The organism is Streptomyces xiaopingdaonensis, assembly GCF_000262345.1.
GTDB lineage: Bacteria > Actinomycetota > Actinomycetes > Streptomycetales > Streptomycetaceae > Streptomyces > Streptomyces xiaopingdaonensis.
Genome location: NZ_AJTQ01000115.1, coordinates 18,371 through 33,098, shown reverse-complemented (window position 1 = coordinate 33,098; position 14,728 = coordinate 18,371). Strand labels below are relative to the sequence as shown.

Genomic DNA, 14,728 nt, shown 5'->3' with positions numbered 1-14,728 from the left:
CAGGAGGCCACGCACCCGTGTTCACCACCCGCCCCACCCTCCAGGGCACTTTCGGCATGGCCTCGTCCACCCACTGGCTCGCCTCGCAGACCGCCATGGCGATCCTGGAGGACGGCGGCAACGCCTACGACGCGGCAGTCGCCGCCGGCTTCGTCCTCCACGTCGCCGAACCGCACCTCAACGGTCCCGCGGGAGAAGTGCCCGCGCTCCTCGCACCCGCCGGCGGCCCCGTCCGCGTCCTCTGCGGGCAGGGCGTCGCGCCCCAGGGGGCGACCGTCGCGCACTACACCTCGCTCGGCCTCTCCCTCGTCCCGGGGACGGGCCCGCTCGCCGCCGCGGTGCCCGGTGCCTTCGACGCCTGGATGCTCCTCCTCCGCGACCACGGAACCCGCAGCCTGCGCACCGTGCTCGACTACGCCGTCGGCTACGCGGAACGCGGCGTCCCCGCCGTCGAACGCATCGGTGAAACCGTCTCGACGGTACGGGAGTTGTTCACGACCGAGTGGACCGACTCCGCCTCCGTCTACCTCCCGCACGGCCGCCCGCCCGCACCCGGCGAACTGCTCAAAAACCCGGCACTCGCGTCGACTTGGCGCCGCCTACTCGCCGAGGCCGAGGCCGCGGGGCCCGACCGCGAGGAGCAGATCGAGGCCGCACGCCGCGTCTGGCGCGAGGGCTTCGTGGCCGAGGCGCTGCTCGGCGCCGCGGCCCGCCCCACGCTCGACACCTTGGGCGAACGGCACACGGGCACGCTCACCGGGGACGACCTCGCGGCCTGGCGCGCCACGTACGAGGAACCCGCCAGCCTCGACGCGGGCGACTGGACGGTCTGCAAGCCGGGCGCCTGGTCCCAGGGGCCGAGCCTCCTCCAGCAACTCGCCCTCCTGCCCGAGGACTTCGCCTACGACCCGGAGGACCCCGCCTGCGTCCACCGCCTCGTGGAGGGGACCAAGCTCGCGATGGCCGACCGGGAGGCGTGGTACGGGGACGCCTCGCCGGCCCCGCTCGACGCGCTCCTCTCCCCCGAGTACGCCGCTGCCCGCCGCGCCCTGATCGACGAGACGGCCTCCGCGCGGCTGCGCCCCGGCACCCCCGTCCCCGGCACGGAACCGCGGCTGCCTCCCTACACCGTCCCGGGCCCCGACGTCCCCGTCGAAGCGGCGGGCGCGGGCGAGCCGACGGTCGGCCGGAACGGCGCCACGCGCGGGGACACCTGCCACATCGACGTCGTCGACCGCTGGGGCAACATGATCAGCGCAACGCCGAGCGGAGGCTGGCTCCACTCCAACCCCGTCATACCCGAGCTGGGCTTCCCCCTCGGGACGAGGCTCCAAATGACGTGGCTGACACCCGGGCTGCCCGGCACCCTCACCCCGGGCAGGCGCCCCCGCACCACCCTCAGCCCGTCCCTTGCGCTGCGTGACGGGGAGCCGGTGCTCGCCTTCGGGACCCCCGGCGGCGACCAGCAGGATCAGTGGCAGCTCACCTTCCTCCTCGGCGCCATGAGCCGCCCCGCCGTCCGCGGAAGCCTCGACCTGCAGGGCGCCATCGACGCGCCGAACTGGCACACCGAGTCCTTTCCCGGCTCCTTCTACCCGCGCACCATGCGTCCGGCGTCCGTCACCGTCGAGGGACGTATGCGCGGGGACGTCGTCGAGGGGCTGCGGGAGCGGGGGCACGAGGTCACCGTGGGCCCCGCGTGGTCGGAGGGGCGGCTCTGCGCCGTCGCGCGGGACCCGAGGACCGGGGTCCTCGCGGCGGCGGCGAACCCGCGCGGGATGCAGGGGTACGCGGTGGGGCGCTGACGCCGCGACTCCCCGCGGACCTGCGGCCGCCTGTACGGAGTGTCGCCGTGTACCGCCGTTACGTACACGGGAGTTACGGGGTCGGGCCCCACCGTGCTACTGTCGAGGACAGTTGCAGTTTTGACTCCCATAGCTTGAAGTGCTTCGTTCGGGGACCGTCTGGAAAAGGCGTCTTCGAGAGGCGGACTTTTACATCCGGTACCTCCGGACGGGTTGATCATCGCGGCAACACGGAGCGCACAGTGCTCTCCGGTTACTGCCCCGAAGGAGAAAAGTTTTGGCTACCGGCACCGTAAAGTGGTTCAACTCGGAAAAGGGCTACGGCTTCATCGAGCAGGAAGACGGCGGCGCAGACGTCTTCGCCCACTACTCGAACATCAACGCCACCGGCTTCCGTGAGCTGCTTGAGGGCCAGAAGGTGACCTTCGACGTCACCCAGGGCCAGAAGGGTCCGCAGGCGGAGAACATCACTGCCGTCTGACGCCCCGGTTCGACGAGTGTGGCCCGCGCCCCAGGGTGCGGGCCACATTCTGTGCGGCGCACGCGGCGCCGCCCGCCCGGAGAGCCGGCACCGCCCGTCGCCTCCCGGGCCCACTCCCCCGCGGGCGCGGGACGTCCGGCCGCACCGAAGAGCCGGCCCGGCGAAGACGCCGCCTCCAACCCCCGCCCCGCTGGCCGCTGTTGTACCTCGGCTCGATCCTGCGAACCTCCGCACCGCGCAAAGGCGCCCCCGGACTTCCTCGATACGCGCCGCATCGAGAAGGGTTCCGCATTGAACCAGCCGCCCCGCAAGAACACCCGGTCCCCGCGCGGCGCCGGCCGCAGCCGCCGGCCGCAGCAGGCAGTTGCCGACCGGCGCCCTGCGCAGGGACGCCGGCCCGCCCCGGCCTCCGGCGAGTTCGCACCCCCCGAGACCCGCACCCCCGCGCTCCCGCCCGTCGCCTCCTTCTCCGAGCTCGACATACCGGCCCCCCTCCTCAAGACGCTCGCGCACCGCGGGATGGAGGCCCCGTTCCCCATCCAGGCGGCGACGCTGCCCAACTCCCTCACAGGCCGGGACGTGTTGGGGCGTGGACGCACCGGCTCGGGGAAGACGCTCGCCTTCGGACTCGCACTGCTCGCCCGTACCGCGGGCCAACGGGCGGAGCCGCGGCGGCCGTTGGGCCTCGTGCTCGCGCCGACGCGTGAACTCGCCCACCAGATCGCCGAGGCGCTCGCGCCGTACGCCAAGTCGCTGAAGCTGCGCACGGCGACCGTCGTGGGCGGGCTGTCGATCAACCGGCAGGCCGACGCGCTCCGAGGCGGAGCCGAACTCGTCATCGCCACCCCCGGCCGCCTCAAGGACCTCGTCGACCGCGGCGACTGCGAACTGGGGAGCGTCGCCGTCACCGTCCTCGACGAGGCCGACCAGATGTGCGACATGGGGTTCCTGCCCCAGGTCACCGGACTCCTCGACCAGGTCGACCCGGAAGGCCAGCGGATGCTCTTCTCCGCGACGCTCGACCGCAACGTCGACCGCCTCGTCCGCCGCTACCTCGACGACCCCACGGTGCACTCCGTCGACCCCTCGGCCGGCGCCGTCACCACCATGGACCACCACCTGCTCCACGTCCGCGACGAGGAGAAGCGCACGGTGGCCACCGAGATCGCTGCACGCGACGGCCGCGTCATCCTCTTCGTCGACACCAAGCGCTCCGCTGACCGCTTCGCCAAGCACCTGCTCAAGAGCGGAGTCCGCGCCGCCGCACTCCACGGCGGCCGCTCGCAGCCCCAACGCAACCGCACCCTCGCGCAGTTCAAGAACTCCGAGGTGACCGCCCTCGTGGCGACCAACGTCGCGGCGCGCGGCATCGACATCGCCGACCTCGACCTCGTCGTCAACATCGACCCGCCGACCGACCACAAGGACTACCTCCACCGCGCCGGCCGCACCGCGCGCGCCGGCGCCTCGGGCAACGTCGTCACCCTCCTCCTGCCGGAGCAGCGGCGGGAGATGACGCGCCTGATGTCGACGGCCGGCATCACGCCCCAGACGGCACGCGTCGCCCCCGGAGAGGACGCTCTCGCGCGCATCACCGGGGCACGCACGCCCAGCGGCGTCCCGGTGCCCGCGCCGACCGCCCCCGCGCCGGCCGCGCCGTCGGCGGCATCCGCCTCCGCTTCCGCGTCCGCGTCCGCTTCGAAGCCGCGCAACAGCCGCAGCAGGCGGGGCCGTTCGTCCCGCAGGCCGCACAGGCAGCCGCGGCAGGGCGCGGGAAGGTGACGTCCTCGGCGGACGGGACGACGCAGCACACACCGGGAGGGCGCGCCATGGGCGACTACCGGCTGCAGGCGGGCGTACCCACCGTCGAGGTCTTCCGGCGCCTGCGTACCGACGCCGGCCTCTCCGACAAGGCGCCCGAGGCCGCCGCCCTCGCACTGCCCCGAACCTGGTACGGCGTCGTCCTCCACCACGAGGGCGAGCCGATCGGCATGGGGCGGATCGTCGGCGACGGCGGCACCGCGTTCCAGATCGTCGACGTTTGCGTGCACCCCGCGCACCAGGGCAGGGGGCTCGGCAAGCGCATCATGGCCGCGCTCGCCGAGGAGTTGGAGCGGCGGGCCCCGGCGACGGCGTACGTCACCCTCGTCGCGGACGGCCCGGCCCGCTTCCTCTACGAGAAGTTCGGCTTCGCCGACACCGCGGTCCACGGCTCCGTCGGCATGTACCGGGTGATGGGCGCCGGATCCTGACGCGCTCCGGCGGCCGGCCGTGGCCGACTGCCCGCTTCCGGGCGCCGGTCGGCCACGGCCGTTCGCCGGAAGCGGTCAGACGACGGCCGGGTACGTCGGGTACTCCGCGTTGGAGACGTACTGCACGACGCGGACGACCTGGCACGAGTAGCCGAACTCGTTGTCGTACCAGAGGTAGAGGATGGCGTTGTCCCCCTCGACCTTGGTGGCCCCCGCGTCGACGATCGCGGCGTGGCGCGAGCCGATGAAGTCGCTGGAGACCGCGTCGGGCGCGCTGATGTAGTCGATCTGGCGCTTGAGCGGCGAGGTGAGCGAGACGTTGCGGAGGTGGTCGAGAACCTCCGCGCGCTCCGCCTCGCGGCCGAGCTGCAGGTTGAGGATGGCGATAGAAACGTCCGGCACCGGGACGCGGATGGAACTCCCGGTGATCCTCGCTTGCAGGTCCGGAAGCGCCTTGGCGACGGCGGAGGCGGCGCCGGTCTCCGTGAGCACCATGTTGAGCGGTGCCGAGCGACCGCGTCGGTCCGAGTTGTGGTAATTGTCCAGCAGGTTCTGGTCGTTGGTGAACGAGTGCACCGTCTCCACATGGCCGCGGAGCACGCCGTACTCGTCGGCCATCGCCTTCAGCGGCGGGACGATCGCGTTGGTGGTGCACGAGGCGCACGAGATGATCTGCTCGTCCTGCTTGATCATGTCGTGGTTGACCCCGTGGACGACGTTGGGCACGTCCCCCTTGCCCGGGGCCGTGAGGACGACCTTGTCGATGCCGGGGCGGAGGTGTTTCGAAAGGCCCTCGCGGTCGCGCCACTTGCCGGTGTTGTCGATGAGGACGGCGTCCTTGATGCCGTACGCCGTGTAGTCGACCGCCGTCGGGTCGTCCGCGTAGATCATCTCGATCGCGTTGCCGTTGGCGATGATCCGGCCGTTCACCTCGTCGACGGTGATCGTGCCCTGGAACTGCCCGTGGATGGAGTCGCGGCGCAGCAGCGAGGCGCGCTTGACGATGTCCTGCTCACCGCCCCTGCGCACGACGATCGCGCGGAGTCGGAGCCCGTTGCCCGACCCCGCCTTCTCTATGAGCAGGCGTGCGATGAGGCGGCCGATGCGGCCGAAGCCGTAGAGGACGACGTCGCGGGACTCGCGGCGGTCGATCTTGTTCGCGCCCGTGGCGCCCGCGACGTGTTCGGCGGTGAACTCCTCCACCGGGAGCCCGCGGTCGTCGTCCTTGTAGGTGGCGGCGAGCATGCCGATGTCGATCTGCGCGGGGCCGAGGTCGAGCCTGGCGAGAGCCTGGAGGAACGGCAGCGTCTCGGTGACCGAGAGCTCCTCCCCGGCGATCTGCCGGGCCCACCGGTGAGTCTTGAGGATGCTGACCACCGACTTGTTCACCAGGGACCGGCTGTGCAGCAGGACCGTGACGTCCCGCTCCCGATGCAGCTTGCCGATGAGCGGGATCATCGACTCCGCGATCTCCTCGCGCTGCTTCCAGTTGGTGAACGCGTCCTCATTGACAGTCACAGGATTCTCTTTCGAGCTAGGGGGTGCTCATATGCTAACCCTCCAACTCTCCCGGCCCGTACGTGCCTGCCGCCGGGGCCTCGACGGCATCGGCGCGCCTTCGTCAACCGGAGGGATTCCAGGGCGAGTTGCTCACGGCCCGGGGAGCGGAAACCGGACTGCCAAGGGTCATGAATCGGACGGAATGCTTCGACGGACCAGGAATCGTCACGTTTCTCCACGAGGATGGCCTACGAGAGACCGACAGAACCAGGAGGTGGGATGGGAAAGCAGGCGAAATGCGGATCGACCCGAACCAAGACCGGTAAACCCTGCCAGAGGCCGGCGATGATCGGCTACTCCCGCTGTCAGTGCCACCGGGGCGAGTGGACCCCGCGGCAGCGGAAGAAGACCAAGAAGCGCTGACCGACCCCGGGCCCCGTACCCGCCTCCGCCCCGCGGGGCCCCGCGCCTTCTGCATTCCGAGGACAGACCCCCGTGCCGCCCCGTACGACTCGCACATGAACGCGCACCCCTTGAGTAGCCCCCAGGTACGACGCGTTGACCAGCACCAGGGCTGATTCCACAGCCACCTGCACGCCCCTAACGTCGGTCCGGCAAGACGGAAACAGGTGTACGTGGCGGTGGATCGAATGACACAGGTGGCCCAGGAACCCGCGACAGGGGGCAACGGTGCACGAGGCAAGGCGTTCGCCCCCGAGTACCAGGGCGCCCTCGGCTCGCTCTCCGTGAACTCGTCCCTCGACGACGTGCTGGCGAAGGGCGTCGAAGAGTTGCGGGCCGCCGAAGAGGCCGGCGAACAGGCGGAGATGGCGCGCTGCGGAGTCGCCGTCGCGGAGGCGTACCGGCGGCTCGGAAGGATCGCGGAGGCCGACCGGACGTGGAAGGCGAGCTACCGGGCGGCCCGCTCGGCCGACGACGTCGGCGCCATGGCATGGGCCGTGTGGAGCGGCGGCACGCTCGCGCGCCAGCGGGGCGCCTTCTCGCTCGCGTACCGACTGCTGGGTCTCGCAGCCGAGTTGGGCGAACAGGGGGACGACGTGGTGGCCCGCGGCTACTCGCTCGCCGGCCTCGCCGAGACCGGCCGCATCCAGGGCGACTACCGGGCCGTCGGCGAACTCCACGAGCAACTCCTCGCGGAGGCCCGCAGCCGCGGCGAGGCCCGCCACACGGTCTGGGCACTGGAAGGCATCGCGCAGATGCACCGCAACACCGGCTCCTACGACACCGCGCTCGCCCTTTTCGAGGAGGCGGCCGGGACCGCCCGAACAGCCGACGACGTGCGGGGCCGCGCATGGGCGCTGCGCGGCATCGCCGACGTGGTGTCCGTACGCGACGGCGACGACGAGCGCGCCCTGGCCCTGCTCTCCGAAGCCGAACTCGACTGCCGCCGCATGAACTTGCCGAGCGCCCTGGCGTACAACCACAAGATGCGCGGCAACGTCCTCTACCGCGCCGGCCGTTACCCGGAGGCCCGCGACACGTACACGCAGGCGCTCGACGAGTTCGCCTCGATGGACGAGCCGCGGGGCACGGCGCTCTCCCGGCTGGGACTCGCCAAGTCGCTCGCCCGACTCGGCAGGGACCGGTCCGAGACCGCCGCCGAACTCGCCGCGCTCCGCGACGCGTTGGAAGGTATCGGTCTGCGACACGCACGGGAGATGGTCGGCAAGGCCGCCGCCGAACTGGGCGTCGGCCCGCTGCCCGAGGCGACGCCCGCCGCGGAGACCCCTCGATGAGCGCGCCCGGCACCGTACTCGACGGGTCCGGGACCACCTCGGCAGCCGACGTCCTGCGCCGCTGCCGCGAGTTGGTGCGCCCCGGACTGGCCACAGCCGTCGGCGAACTCCATCCCTGGACCGGCGAGATGGCCGCCTTCTCCCTCGGCTGGCGCGATGCGGACGGCACACCGGCGCCCGACGCCTCCGAGGGCAAGGGCGTACGCCAGGCCCTCGCGGTACTCGGCGCCGAGGCCGCCGGAGCGCACGGCAGCGTCGCGGTCCCCGGAGCGGTCGCCGTCGAACTGATCCACACCTTCTCCCTCCTCCACGACGACGTCATGGACGGCGACACCACACGACGCCGCCGGGACACCGTCTGGAAGGCGTACGGCACGGGCCCCGCCGTCCTCGCCGGGGACGCGCTCTTCGCCCTCGCGGTGCGGACCCTCGCCGAAGCGCCGACGGCCGCCACCGGCGCCGCAGTACGCCAACTCTCCACGACCCTCACCGAACTCGTCCGCGGCCAGGCGGAGGACCTCTCCTTCGAGGCACGCCCCTGGACGGGCCCTGATGCGGTCCACCCGGAGGAGTACCGCTCCATGGCGGAGCGCAAGACCGGCGCGCTCCTCGGCTGCGCCACCGCCCTCGGCGCACTCCTCGGCGGCGCCCCCGCGGAGACCGTCACCGCACTCGACCGCGTCGGACGCCACCTCGGCCTCGCCTTCCAGGCCGTGGACGACCTCCTCGGCATCTGGGGCGACCCGGCCGTCACCGGCAAACCCGTCCACAGCGACCTCCGCAACCGGAAGAAGACCCACCCCGTCCTCACCGCGCTCACCACCGACGACCGCGCCTCCCGCGAACTCGCCGCACTCCTGAACTCCCCCACTCCACTCGACGACCGCTCCCTCCTCCACGCCTCCCGCCTGATCGACGAGTCCGGCGGCCGCGCCGCGGCCCTGGACGAGACCCGCGAGCAACTCGCCGCCGCGCACGCCTGCTTGCACGACGTCGCCCTGCACCCGGCCACTGCACGGGAGTTGGAGACACTGATGGGCTTCCTGCTGCACCGGACGGTGTGACGACACCCGTACTCGATCAGAATCCGAGAAGCACCCGCCCCGTTCGTACCTCTAACGTGCAAGGCCGGCCGACACACGAACGGGGCGCGGAACCCATGAACACCACACCGAACTCCGACGCCTCCTCCTCGGAGAACCTCTCAGAAGAGGAGCGCGCCGCCGTACGAGAGCGCGCCGCGGAGTCGAAATCAGCCACCCGCCGCAGCCGCACCGCCGACAAAGCAGCAGCCGACGAAAGAGACGTACTCACAAAGATCGCGGAAATGCCCCAACCCGACCGCTCCCTGGCCGAACGCGTCCACACGCTCGTCACCACCGCGGCCCCGGAGCTGTCACCGAAACTCTGGTACGGCCAGCCCGCCTACGCCAAAAACGGCAAGGTCCTCTGCTTCTTCCGGAGCGCCCAGAAGGACAAGGCCCGCTACTTCGACCCTCGGCTTCACCGAGGAGGCCACCCTCGACGACGACACGGGCCTGTGGCCGACGTCGTACGCCCTGACCGAGACGAGCCCGGCGGCGGAGGCGAGGATCAGCGAACTGGTCGAGCGGGCGGTGGGGTGAGGAGAGCACTTTTTCCTGCCGGCGACCACCGACTCAATTCCCACTCGCAGCACGAGGCAGCGAAAATTACTTTGACCGAAAAGAGAAGCGGCCCTCACTTTTCTGTCGCCATCTCGGAACCGCCGACCAGCCTCCGGCACGGCCTGGAGAGTTGCGGGACAAGTGATAGGTGACCGGCACGATGATGCGCCGCCTTCCGAAGCGGGGTGCCGGCGGCTCTTGTTCTTGCGACCAGTTCGCGGGCTGTCTCGACCCGGCCGTGCTCAGCGGCACCGCTCGCCGACTTGCCACGCAACCAAGTGGTTGCCAGTTTCAGAGTGAGGGGCGGGATGACATGGACGAGGTGTTCAAGGCACTAGCGGACGCGAGCCGCAGGCGACTGCTGGACCGGCTGAACGAGCGGAACGGACAGAGCCTGCGCGAGGTGGCTACGGGGCTGGAGATGACCAGGCAGGCAGTGTCCAAGCACTTGACGATCTTGGAGAGGGCGGGCCTGGTCACGGCGCTCCGGCGCGGCCGGGAAAGGCTCCACTACCTCGACCCCGTGCCCATCCACAAGATCACCGACCGCTGGATCGGCCAGTACGAGCGGGGCCGGATGACCGCGCTCAGCAATCCGAAGCACGCCCTGGAAGGAACGGCGATGAGCAAGCCCGAGTTCGTCTATACGATCTACATCCACACCACGCCCGAGAAGCTCTGGGAGGGCCTGACCAGTCCGGAGTTTCTGCAGCAGTACCACGGCGACTGGGCGCCCTCCTCGGACTGGCGGGTCGGGTCGAAGGTGCTGTGGCCGGTCGAGGACGGCGGCGAGCCGCAGGACCTCGGGCAGGTGGTCACCGAGTCGGAGCCGGGCAAGCGGCTTGCGTACACCTGGCACACGCTGCAGCCGATGCATCAGGAGATGTTCGGCATGAGCGATGCGGAGTTCGCCGAGGCCGTCAAGGAACGCTCGAAGGTCGCCTTCGACATCGAGCCGGCCGAGGAGCCGGAACTCGGCGTCAAGCTCACCATCACCCACGACGGCTTCACCTCTGCCGACTTGAAGATGCTCGAAGGCGTCAGCGGAGGCTGGGTCATGATGATGTCCGAGCTGAAGACGATCCTCGAAAAGGCCTGATCCACCGGCCGCGAAGCCGAGGGCTCCGTCAATGTCGTCGCGCTGTTACCGGCGGATTCGAAGTCGGCGAAAGCCGAACAGCCAGGGAAGCCTGTGTCCTCCTCGAAACGGGCGATCGGCCGTGCCCGACGGATCGCCTAGGTGATCGTCTCCACCGGCCATGAAATTCGCCGCTTGGCAGCTCGCGCGACCTTCACCAGGGAAGCCCGGTGCGCCCCGCTCAACTGACATCCCAAGAGCCTCGGTTGCCCTTTCTGCCAGTCGGACGCACGAACAAAAGGAGCACCCCTGTGCCGCGGGTGCTCCTCTTGTGTTCCTTCGATTACTCGACATCAGCCATTCCCTGAGCCGGACGGCGAGCCGGACAAAAAGGGCCGCCGACCTGAACTGAGACGGATGAGTCGGACGAAGACAGAAACTGGACCCTACCGCTTCCCCTGCCGTCATGCGTCGCTCCCAGGCACCCGGCACACCTCACACTGAGCGGCTTTGCAGGAGGCAGCGGAGGAGTGGTCTTTTCGCTTCCCGCTCCACACGGTGACGCAGGACGGTGATGCCCTGCGGGGCGACCGCCTGTGCACGGGCCAGGGCGGCACGGGCATCGGCCACAAGGGGCTTGCGCTGGCGCGCAGCCCAGCGGAGGGTCAGACCCCACATGCGAGGGCATACGGGCACCCTGGAGGCCTTTGCGGATTTCGCTCGTCCATGACGGGGAGGGTGTGGATCAGTGACACAGGAACCGTGGATGGCGGATCGACTCCGGATGGCCCTGTGGATGGCTGGCGCAGTGACCGCGTTCGGCGTGGTCGGGCTCGTGCTGTCCGCCCTGAAGGCGCCGCCCACACTCACCTGGGCGGCCGCCGCCGGGGCCGCCGGGGCGGGCGGATGGGGCGCCACCCGGCTCACGGAGCGCTACATCCAACGCCCTTGAGGAGTTGCGTTAGCCGCCGAGTGCGGGCCGCAGGCGGCCGGAGATGAAGAAGCCGTCCCCGCCTGAAACGTCTTCCATCCTCCGGCCCGGCAGAGGGCAACCGAGGCACTCAGGCAGGGCCCCCGATTGAGACGCCATGTCATTCGGTGATGCGGCGGTGGCACCGCCCATCTCCTCGTCCAGATCGAAGACGACGGAGGTGGCAGCGGGGAAGAACCAGCACGGGCCGATGTTAGAGATGTGGCCGTCCGACTCGACCTTGTTCAGCGCCATCAGCGTGGCCGTTGCTGCGCGGCCGGTTCCCCGACGAATGTGCGGGCCTCTTCCTCGAGGGCGGCCGGTAGGCGCTCGTACCAGCCAGGGGCTGGTGTCAGTCAACGCTGATGTGAAAGTATCAGCGCATGATGACGTCAGCCAGCACTGAGGTGTCCCCGCCGGATGCAGACCTGCTCCGGGTGCTCGCGGACCCGCTCCGGCTCCGGATCGTGACTCTGCTCGCGCGCGAGACGCTGTGCACGACGCACCTTGTGGAGGAGACCGGTGCGCGGCAGACCAATCTGTCCAACCATCTGCGGGTGCTGCGCGAGGCCGGGGTGGTGGAGACCGCGCCGTGCGGACGGTTCACCTACTACACGCTGCGGCCCGATGTCCTCGCGGCGCTGGCCGGCTCGTTCACCGAGCTGGCCGAGGCTGCCCGCACCACGTACGAGAACGACCGGAAGAGGCCCTGCCCGTGACCCGCACCGAACCCGACACCCCGGCGGGGACCGCCACCGGTGAAGCTCCCGCCGAGGCCGGGGTCGTCGCGAAGCTGTCCGCCCTCGACCGCTTCCTGGCGCTGTGGATCCTGCTCGCCATGACCCTCGGCCTCGGCCTCGGACACGCCGTCCCGGGGCTGGGAGAGGCATTGAGCAAGGTCGAGATCGGCGGCATCTCGCTGCCCATCGCGCTCGGCCTGCTGGTCATGATGTACCCGGTGCTGGCCAAGGTCCGCTACGACCGGCTCGACACCGTCACCGGCGACAAGAAGCTGATGGCCTCCTCGCTGGTCATCAACTGGCTGGTCGGCCCCGCCGTCATGTTCACGCTCGCGTGGATCTTCCTGCCGGACCTGCCCGAGTACCGCACCGGGCTCATCATCGTCGGCCTCGCCCGCTGCATCGCCATGGTGATCATCTGGAACGACCTGGCCTGCGGCGACCGCGAGGCCGCCGCCGTCCTCGTCGCCCTCAACTCCGTCTTCCAGGTCATCGCCTTCGGCCTGCTGGGCTGGTTCTACCTGGACCTGCTGCCGCAGTGGCTCGGCCTCGGCGACGGGCAGGGCTTGGACGTGCCGGTGTGGCACATCGCCCTCAACGTGATCGTCTTCCTCGGCGTCCCGCTGCTGGCCGGGTTCCTCACCCGCCGCCTGGGGGAGAGGAAGCTGGGCCGCGAGCGCTACGAGAACCGCTTCCTACCCCGCATCGGCCCCTTCGGCCTGTACGGGCTGCTGTTCACGATCGTCGTCCTCTTCGCCCTGCAGGGGAAGACGATCACCTCGCAGCCGCTGGACGTGGCCCGCATCGCGCTGCCGCTGCTGGTGTACTTCACCGTCATGTGGGCGGGCGCCTTCCTGCTGGGCAAGGGCATCGGACTGCCCTACGACCGCACCGCTACCCTCGCCTTCACCGCCGCAGGAAACAACTTCGAACTCGCCATCGCCGTCGCCATCGCCACCTTCGGTGTCACCAGCGGCCAGGCCCTCTCCGGCGTCGTCGGCCCGCTCATCGAGGTCCCCGTACTGGTGGCCCTGGTGTACGTATCGCTGGGCTGGCGACGGAAGTTCACGCCGCAGGCCATCCACTAGCCGCCGCACCGTCCACGTGATTCGGGCCGCCCCGCTTCGCGGGGCGGCCGCACTGCGTCTCGTACAACGGGTCCTGGATCATGCTGCCTACGAAGCGGTTCCGTCGGTTGCTTCGATCTCCGCACTGGTGCCGGGGTGCGCAAGGAAGGTGGCCAAGCGGTCCGTCGCTTCCGGCAGCAGTCGGTAGTACACCCACGTCCCGCGCCGCTCGGAGGCGATCAGCCCGGCCTGCTTCAGCAGCTTGAGGTGGTGCGAGACGGTCGGCTGGGTCAGGTCGAACGCGGGCGTCAGCTCGCACACGCAGATCTCCCCGCCCTCCCGCGCGGCGATCAGCGACAGCAACCGCAGCCGCACCGGGTCGCCCAGCGCCTTGAAGACCTGGGACAGCTCCGCGGCCTCGTCCGGGTTCATCGGGGCGGCGAGGGGCGTGCAGCAGCCGCTCGTGTCCTGGCCGGTCGCCACCGGCTCGTACTTAGACATACCTCTATGTTGACGAACGTCTATCCAAGGAGCAAGCTGCCTGCATCGACAGCCATCAATGCAGAGCCGGCCCCGGGTGCCGTTCCGGAGCCGGGAGGAGGAAACGTCATGAGCGATCAGTCCACCGAGCTGCGCGAGACCGTCCGCCGCAGCTACGCCGCAGCGGCGGCCCAGGTCGCCGACGGCGACACCGCCTGCTGCGGCCCGCAGCCCGTAGAGATCGACGAAAACTTCGGTCAGACCCTCTACGCCGAGGACGAGCGCGACACGTTGCCCGCCGAAGCCGTCGCCGCCTCGCTAGGCTGCGGCAACCCCACCGCCGTCGCCGACCTGCACGAGGGCGAAAGCGTCCTGGACCTCGGCTCCGGCGGCGGCATCGACGTCCTGCTCTCCGCCCGCCGGGTCGGTGCCACCGGCAAGGCGTACGGCCTCGACATGACCGAGGAGATGCTCGCGCTCGCCCTGGCCAACCAGAAGAAGTCCGGCGCGACCAACGTGGAGTTCCTCAAGGGCACCATCGAGGACATCCCCCTGCCCGCGAACACTATCGACGTGGTCATCTCCAACTGCGTCATCAACCTCTCCACCGACAAGCCCGCCGTCTTCGCCGAGATGCACCGCGTTCTCACCCCCGGCGCATCTCCGACGTCCTCGCCGACGACGACCTCACCCCAGCCCAACGGGCCGAACGCGGCGATTACGTCGGCTGCATCGCCGGTGCCCTCTCCTTCGCCGAATACCGGCAGGGCCTGGAGGCCGCCGGCTTCACCGGCATCGAGATCACACCGACCCACGCGGTCGCGGACGGCATGCACTCCGCCATCGTCCGCGCGGCCAAGCACGCCAACGCAGCAGAAGCCGACGACGCAGCCACCAGCACTGGCGACTGCCGCGGCGTCACCGCCTGCTGCACCTCCACCGACTAAGCCGT

The 14,728-nt window shown here is 70.2% G+C and carries 13 protein-coding genes and 2 pseudogenes; 12 read left to right on the top strand and 3 right to left on the bottom strand.

Annotated elements, in window-relative coordinates; translation table 11 throughout:
* Window positions 1-17: 17 nt before the first annotated feature.
* The 4 genes from UWG_RS0108900 to UWG_RS0108885 all read left to right on the top strand — a co-directional run bounded on the left by UWG_RS0108900 (window position 18) and on the right by UWG_RS0108885 (window position 4,538).
* On the top strand, window positions 18-1,805 hold the full coding sequence (locus tag UWG_RS0108900) for a gamma-glutamyltransferase family protein (RefSeq protein WP_016906854.1): 1,788 nt from the start codon (window positions 18-20) through the stop codon (window positions 1,803-1,805).
* A 277-nt stretch (window positions 1,806-2,082) separates the two neighbouring features.
* Window positions 2,083-2,286, top strand: a complete 204-nt coding sequence (locus UWG_RS0108895; protein ID WP_016906853.1) for a cold-shock protein — start codon at window positions 2,083-2,085, stop codon at window positions 2,284-2,286.
* A 291-nt stretch (window positions 2,287-2,577) separates the two neighbouring features.
* Window positions 2,578-4,068 carry a DEAD/DEAH box helicase gene (locus UWG_RS0108890; RefSeq protein ID WP_016906852.1) on the top strand — a complete coding sequence of 497 codons (1,491 nt, stop codon included), beginning with the start codon at window positions 2,578-2,580 and terminating at the stop codon, window positions 4,066-4,068.
* Between the two features lie 47 nt (window positions 4,069-4,115).
* Window positions 4,116-4,538: a GNAT family N-acetyltransferase gene (locus UWG_RS0108885; RefSeq protein WP_016906851.1), complete on the top strand. Its 423-nt coding sequence runs from the start codon at window positions 4,116-4,118 to the stop codon at window positions 4,536-4,538.
* A 75-nt stretch (window positions 4,539-4,613) separates the two neighbouring features.
* Here UWG_RS0108885 and UWG_RS0108880 read toward each other — a convergent pair whose 3' ends face one another.
* Window positions 4,614-6,056 (bottom strand): glyceraldehyde-3-phosphate dehydrogenase, encoded by a 1,443-nt coding sequence (locus UWG_RS0108880; RefSeq protein WP_016906850.1) that lies wholly within the window; start codon window positions 6,054-6,056, stop codon window positions 4,614-4,616.
* Between the two features lie 632 nt (window positions 6,057-6,688).
* Between UWG_RS0108880 and UWG_RS0108875 the strand changes: the two genes are divergently transcribed.
* From UWG_RS0108875 to UWG_RS0108860, 5 genes and pseudogenes are all read left to right on the top strand, one after another.
* The gene (locus UWG_RS0108875) at window positions 6,689-7,795 is read left to right on the top strand and encodes a tetratricopeptide repeat protein (RefSeq protein ID WP_016906849.1); all 1,107 of its coding nucleotides are present in this window, start codon (window positions 6,689-6,691) and stop codon (window positions 7,793-7,795) included.
* On the top strand, window positions 7,792-8,859 hold the full coding sequence (locus tag UWG_RS0108870) for a polyprenyl synthetase family protein (protein WP_016906848.1): 1,068 nt from the start codon (window positions 7,792-7,794) through the stop codon (window positions 8,857-8,859). Before UWG_RS0108875 ends, UWG_RS0108870 begins: the two co-directional genes overlap by 4 nt.
* Before the next feature lie 95 nt (window positions 8,860-8,954).
* A pseudogene (locus tag UWG_RS32065) lies at window positions 8,955-9,420 on the top strand (iron chaperone).
* 334 nt (window positions 9,421-9,754) lie between these two features.
* Complete coding sequence (locus tag UWG_RS0108865; RefSeq protein ID WP_016906847.1) at window positions 9,755-10,540, top strand: ArsR/SmtB family transcription factor; 786 nt, start codon at window positions 9,755-9,757, stop codon at window positions 10,538-10,540.
* 745 nt (window positions 10,541-11,285) lie between these two features.
* A complete protein-coding gene (locus UWG_RS0108860) occupies window positions 11,286-11,471 on the top strand; it encodes a hypothetical protein (RefSeq protein ID WP_016906846.1) in 186 nt (61 codons plus the stop codon).
* Between the two features lie 9 nt (window positions 11,472-11,480).
* Here the strand turns inward: UWG_RS0108860 and UWG_RS0108855 are convergent, their stop codons facing one another.
* Complete coding sequence (locus UWG_RS0108855) at window positions 11,481-11,744, bottom strand: hypothetical protein (protein ID WP_016906845.1); 264 nt, start codon at window positions 11,742-11,744, stop codon at window positions 11,481-11,483.
* Between the two features lie 128 nt (window positions 11,745-11,872).
* On the opposite strand from UWG_RS0108855, the gene UWG_RS0108850 reads away from it, so the two are divergent.
* Both UWG_RS0108850 and arsB read left to right on the top strand, forming a co-directional pair.
* Window positions 11,873-12,208: an ArsR/SmtB family transcription factor gene (locus UWG_RS0108850; protein ID WP_029391286.1), complete on the top strand. Its 336-nt coding sequence runs from the start codon at window positions 11,873-11,875 to the stop codon at window positions 12,206-12,208.
* Window positions 12,205-13,317, top strand: a complete 1,113-nt coding sequence (gene arsB, locus UWG_RS0108845; RefSeq protein ID WP_016906843.1) for an ACR3 family arsenite efflux transporter — start codon at window positions 12,205-12,207, stop codon at window positions 13,315-13,317. Before UWG_RS0108850 ends, arsB begins: the two co-directional genes overlap by 4 nt.
* Window positions 13,318-13,404: 87 nt before the next feature.
* Here the strand turns inward: arsB and UWG_RS0108840 are convergent, their stop codons facing one another.
* Window positions 13,405-13,797 carry an ArsR/SmtB family transcription factor gene (locus UWG_RS0108840; protein ID WP_029391285.1) on the bottom strand — a complete coding sequence of 131 codons (393 nt, stop codon included), beginning with the start codon at window positions 13,795-13,797 and terminating at the stop codon, window positions 13,405-13,407.
* A gap of 108 nt (window positions 13,798-13,905) precedes the next feature.
* On the opposite strand from UWG_RS0108840, the pseudogene arsM reads away from it, so the two are divergent.
* Window positions 13,906-14,723, top strand: a pseudogene (gene arsM / locus UWG_RS32060) (arsenite methyltransferase).
* Window positions 14,724-14,728 lie beyond the last annotated feature (5 nt).

Coding starts and splice junctions, on each gene's coding strand:
- UWG_RS0108885 (WP_016906851.1), top strand. CDS start 4,116: ATGGGCGACTACCGGCTGCAGGCGGGCGTACCCACCGTCGAGGTCTTC.
- UWG_RS0108875 (WP_016906849.1), top strand. CDS start 6,689: ATGACACAGGTGGCCCAGGAACCCGCGACAGGGGGCAACGGTGCACGA.
- UWG_RS0108870 (WP_016906848.1), top strand. CDS start 7,792: ATGAGCGCGCCCGGCACCGTACTCGACGGGTCCGGGACCACCTCGGCA.
- UWG_RS0108865 (WP_016906847.1), top strand. CDS start 9,755: ATGGACGAGGTGTTCAAGGCACTAGCGGACGCGAGCCGCAGGCGACTG.
- UWG_RS0108860 (WP_016906846.1), top strand. CDS start 11,286: ATGGCGGATCGACTCCGGATGGCCCTGTGGATGGCTGGCGCAGTGACC.
- UWG_RS0108855 (WP_016906845.1), bottom strand. CDS start 11,744: ATGGCGCTGAACAAGGTCGAGTCGGACGGCCACATCTCTAACATCGGC.
- UWG_RS0108850 (WP_029391286.1), top strand. CDS start 11,873: ATGATGACGTCAGCCAGCACTGAGGTGTCCCCGCCGGATGCAGACCTG.
- UWG_RS0108840 (WP_029391285.1), bottom strand. CDS start 13,797: ATGTCTAAGTACGAGCCGGTGGCGACCGGCCAGGACACGAGCGGCTGC.